The sequence below is a fragment of the Roseateles sp. genome (genome assembly GCF_036486225.1).
Classification (GTDB): domain Bacteria; phylum Pseudomonadota; class Gammaproteobacteria; order Burkholderiales; family Burkholderiaceae_C; genus Roseateles.
This window is the reverse complement of record NZ_DASVNZ010000109.1, coordinates 1-4,884: the sequence shown is the minus strand read 5'-3', so window position 1 is coordinate 4,884 and position 4,884 is coordinate 1. Positions and strand designations below refer to the sequence as shown.

Below are 4,884 nucleotides of genomic sequence, written 5' to 3'. Positions count from 1 at the left end.
AGCGACGCCACGGGTGTCGCGCCGGGCTCGGGCTCTTCCTCGAAGCCGTCCTCGGTCGCGTCGCGACGCGGCAGGCGTCCGTTGACCAGCATGCCCAGCAGGCGGCCCAGCGCATGGGTTTCGCTGTTGGCGTCGGGGCGGCCGCCGGCACGTTGCCGCGCGTTGGCCAGCGGCTCCGCGGCACGCACCAGCGCCGCGGGCGCCTGGCTGTCGCGCGGCGTCAGTCCCTGTCCCAGCCAGTGCAGCTGCTGCGCGGGGCTCAGCCAGAGCGTGCCGGGGTCCAGCTCATGCAGCACCAGGCCGTGAACATGGGCGGCGTCCAGCATCTCGATCAGGTCCAGCAGCAACTGCATGCGCCGCTTCAGCGGCAGCGCCATCGCCACGCGCAGCAGCGGCGCGCCTTCCATCGCGGGCACGATGAGGTAGGGCAGCCCCGTGGGACTCAGCCCGCTGTCCAGCGGCGCGCCGTAGGCCGGATGCTGGAAACGCGACAGCGATTCCGAGTCCTCCGCGAAGCGCATCAGCACCGCCTGCGCGTCGGATTCGTGCCGGTAGACCAGCGCGAGCCCGATCTGCGCAGCGGCCTTGCCGTGCTCGACACGCAACCAGACGCCGGACGCGCATTCGAAGAGCACGGTCGCGACGCGCCAGACGCCCAGGCGCTCGCCCACGGCCGGCAGCACCGCGGGGACCCGGGCGGCCGGGTCGTGCGATGCGCGGAGGTCGTGCGCGTGCGGGGCGGGGGGCTCGATCATGGGCGCGAATCCTAGCGCAGCGATACTTCGACCCCATGTCCTCCCGCGTCCCCTCTGTCGGCCTGAGCCATCCGCCCGTCGGTGGCCCCGCCGCGTTCATGGTCCTCGTCCCTGCCGTCCGACGGCTCGCGGTCAGCCTGCTCGCGACGACGCTCTGCGGCATGGCCGGTCCGACCGCCGCCGCGCCCGCGCCGTACAAGCAGCCGTCCGCCGCGATCCGCGACCTGCTCGACGCGCCAGCGCTGCCGCGCCTCATCCCGTCGCCGGACCGGCAGGCCCTGGCGCTGGTCGAGCAGCGCCGCTACACGCCGCTCGAGGAACTGGCACGACCCGGCCTGCGTCTGGCCGGCGCGCGCTTCGATCCGCGCAATGCCAGCCAGCAGAACCTGCTCGCGGTGCAACGCGTGCGCCTGCGCTCGCTGCTCGAGCCGGAAGCCGCCGAGCGCGACGTCGAGCTCCCGGCCGGCGGGACCTGGCACAACTTCCTCTGGGCGCCGGACGGGCAGCGCTTCCTGCTGTCCCGGCGCACCGACACGGCCGACGAGCTGTGGGCCGGCGCGACGTCCAACGGCCAGCTCTGGCGCATCTACAACGTGCGGCTGAACAACGCCGTGGATTCGGACGACATCGCCTGGCTGAATGCCCGCGAGGCGGTCGTGCTGACCATCCCCGACGATCGCGGCGCCGCGCCCAGCCGGGCCCAGACCGGCCCGGCGATCCAGGAGACGCACGGCAAGGCCTCGCCCGAACGCACCTATCCGGACCTGCTGCGCAATCCGCGCGACGAGGACCTGTTCGAGCACTACGCGCGCTCGCAGCTGACGCTGATCGACATCGCCAGCGGACAGAGCCGCGACATCGGCGCGCCGGGCCTGTTCACCAGCGTCTCCAGCGTGGGCACCGGCCAGGCGCTGCTGACCGAGCGGCTGGTGCGGCCCTTCAGCTACAACCTGACCTTCGACGATTTCCCGACCGTGGTCGAAGTCCGCCAGCGCGACGGCAAGGTGATCCGCGAGCTGGTGAAGATGCCATTGAAGCAGGGGGTCGCGATCGACGGCGCCCTGCCCGGTCCGCGCGTGTTCTACCCGTCGCCGACCAAGGATGCGGCGATCTACTGGGTCGAGGCGCTGGACGGCGGCAACCCGGCCAACCGCGCGGCGTTCCGCGACCGCGTGATGCGGCTGGACCCGCCCTACACCGGCGATCCCTTCGAGGTGCAGCGCATGCCCTACCGCTTCACGCGGCTGCGTTTCCTCGACGACGGCATCCACGGCCTGCTGACGGAAGAGGACCGCAGCCGGGGCTGGTCGCGGACCTACCTGCTGCCGCTCAACGGCAAGCAGAGCCGCCCGCTGTTCGAGCACTCGGTGCGCGAGCGCTACCGGCATCCCGGTTATCCGTTCATGCGCACGCTGGCCAACGGCCACCAGGTGGCGCAGACGCTGGGCGGCGACCTGCTGCTGTCGGGCCAGGGCGCGGGGCCGAAGGGCGATCGGCCGTTCCTGGACAAGCTGTCGCTGAAGGACCTCAGCGTGCAACGGCTGTTCCAGTCGGCCGAGGGCGTGTACGAGCAGCCCGTGGCGCTGCTCGAGGACCGCCGGCTGCTGACGCAGCGCGAGACCGAGCACGAGCCGCCCAACCTGGTGCTGCGCGAGAACGGCAAGGTGACGCCGCTGACGCGGATCAAGGATCCGACGCCGCAGCTGAAGGGCGTGCGGCGCGAGCTGGTGAGCTTCAAGCGCAACGACGGCGTGGAGCTGTCGTTCTGGATGTACCTGCCGCCGGACCAGCGCGAGGGTGAGAAGCGTCCGGCGCTGGTGTGGGCCTATCCGCTGGAGTTCAACGATGCGGCGATCGCAGGGCAGTTGAGCGGATCACCGGGGCGCTACATGAGCTTCTCCGGCATCAGCCCGCTGAACCTGTTGATGGACGGGTATGTGGTGCTGATGGACGCAACGATGCCGGTGGTGGGCGACTCGCGCAACATGAACGACAGCTTCATCGAGCAGATCACCGCGAACGCGCGGGCGATCGTGGACAAGGCCGAGGACCTGGGCACGGTGGACCCGAAGCGGGTGGCCATCGGCGGCCACAGCTACGGCGCGTTCATGGCGGTGAACCTGATGGCGCACACCAAGCTGTTCCGCTGCGGCATCGCACGCAGCGGCGCCTACAACCGCACGCTGACGCCGTTCGGATTCCAGAGCGAACGCCGGTCGCTGTGGGACGCGAAGGACGTCTACCTGAAGCTGTCGCCCTTCCTCTTCGCCAACCAGATCAAGGATCCCCTGCTGCTGATCCACGGCGAGGCGGACAACAACTCGGGCACCTTCCCGATGCAGAGCGAGCGCCTGTACCAGGCGATGGCGGGTCTGGGCGGCACGGCGCGCTACGTGCTGCTGCCCTTCGAGGCCCACGGCTACACGGCCCGCGAGTCCGCGGGCCAGGTGCAGTGGGAGATGAGCCAGTGGTTGAAGGGCTGCGTCGGCGATCCCCGCGTGGAGGCCAAGCCGCGGCCCGCCGCCGGATCCGGCGCCTCGCAGTGAGCTACAGCTGCTTCACCGAGAAGGTGTCGCAGTCCCGCAGATCTCCCTGAGCCATCCCGCGCTTGAACCAGCGCTGTCGCTGCTCACTGCTGCCGTGGGTGAAGCTCTCGGGCACGACGGCCCGGCCGGCGCTGCGTTGGAGGGTGTCGTCACCGATCTTGGCGGCGGCGTTGAGGGCTTCGTCGATGTCTCCGGCCTCCAGCCAGCCCTTGGACTGCTGGGAATGGTGGGCCCACACGCCCGCGAAGCAATCGGCCTGGAGTTCCACGCGGACGCTGGTGGCGTTGGCGGCCTGCTCGGACTGGCGGCGCCGGGCGGCGTCGACCTTGTCGGTGATGCCCAGCAGATGCTGGACGTGGTGCCCGACCTCATGGGCGATCACGTAGGCCTGCGCGAAGTCGCCGGGAGCCCCCAGCCGGTCGCGCAGGGTCTGATAGAAGCTGAGGTCGATGTAGACCTTGCTGTCGCCGGGGCAGTAGAACGGTCCCATGGCGGCCTGACCGAGTCCGCAGGCGGTGCGCGACTGACCTTCGAAGAGCGTCAGCGTCGGCGCCTGGTAGGCCTTGCCGCCGGCTTTGAAGACGGCGGTCCAGACGTCTTCGGTATCGGCGAGCACAACGCTGACGAACTTCGCCGGCGTGTCCTGGGGACGGCTGTGCTCCACGGGGCGCTGGGCAGGTCCGGGTCCGGTCTGGACCGCGCTGCCGTCGAGCGCGCTGAGGACCGTCAGCGGGTTGATGCCGAAGGCCCAGGACGCGAGCAGGGCCACCACGATGCCGCCGATGCCGATGCCTCGCCCGCCGAGCATGGGCAGTCCGCCACCGCCGCTGCTTCCGCCGCCGCTGCCGCGCAGATCCTCGACGTTGTCGCTCTCGCGATTGCCTTCCCATTTCATGGTGTGCTCCTGATGCGGGCTTGAATGTCGTCAGTCGTCAGTCGGCCGCCTGGGCCTCGCTCCCCGCCGCCGGCGTGTCGTGGGCGGGGAGGATCAGGTGGAATTCTGCGCCACCGCCCTCGCGATTGGCGGCGTACAGCTGTCCCCCATGCATCTCGACGATGCGCCGGCTGATCGGCAGGCCCAGGCCGGTGCCGCCGGAGCCGTCCTTGGTCGCGCTGGACTGGACGAAGGGGTCGAAGATGCGCTCGAGCTCGTCGACCGGAATGCCCGGTCCCCGGTCGGCGACGCACAGGTGCAGCGCGCCCTCGGACGTGCGATCGCCGCGCAGCTCGATGGTGCCGCCTTGCGGCGCGAACTTGATGGCATTGGCCAGCACATTGCGCACCGCCTGCTGGAAGCGCAGCGGATCGACGCGCCCCGGCATCGGCTCGGGCAGCTCGACGGCCAGGGTCAGATGGCGTTTGGCGCTCAACGGCGCGAGCTCGCGCATCACCGCGTCGACCGGCTCGCGCAGATCCTCGGCGCGCAACTCCAGCGCGCCGACGGCGTCGAGCTTGGAGGCGTCGAGCAGGTCGTTGACCAGCGCCAGCATCCGCTGTCCCGAGCCGTGGATGTCCGAGAACATCGCCTGCAGCCGCTCCTGCCCGCCGCTGCGCATGATGCCGAGCTCGGAGAAGCCGAGGAT

The 4,884-nt window shown here is 70.6% G+C and carries 4 protein-coding genes; 1 reads left to right on the top strand and 3 read right to left on the bottom strand.

The annotated features are described in order from the left end of the window. Positions 1-755, bottom strand: a 755-nt coding sequence (locus VF536_RS07805; protein ID WP_331614254.1) for a hypothetical protein, incomplete at its 3' end; no start/stop codon positions are given. Positions 756-790: 35 nt separating this feature from the next. Here VF536_RS07805 and VF536_RS07800 point away from each other — a divergent pair. Then, positions 791-3,301: an alpha/beta hydrolase family protein gene (locus VF536_RS07800; protein WP_331614253.1), complete on the top strand. Its 2,511-nt coding sequence runs from the start codon at positions 791-793 to the stop codon at positions 3,299-3,301. A gap of 1 nt (position 3,302) precedes the next feature. On the opposite strand, the gene ypfJ is transcribed toward VF536_RS07800, so the two are convergent. Next, a complete protein-coding gene (gene ypfJ / locus VF536_RS07795; protein WP_331614252.1) occupies positions 3,303-4,196 on the bottom strand; it encodes a KPN_02809 family neutral zinc metallopeptidase in 894 nt (297 codons plus the stop codon). Positions 4,197-4,233: 37 nt separating this feature from the next. Then, positions 4,234-4,884 (bottom strand): HAMP domain-containing sensor histidine kinase (locus VF536_RS07790; RefSeq protein ID WP_331614251.1); only part of this gene is annotated, 651 nt, incomplete at its 5' end.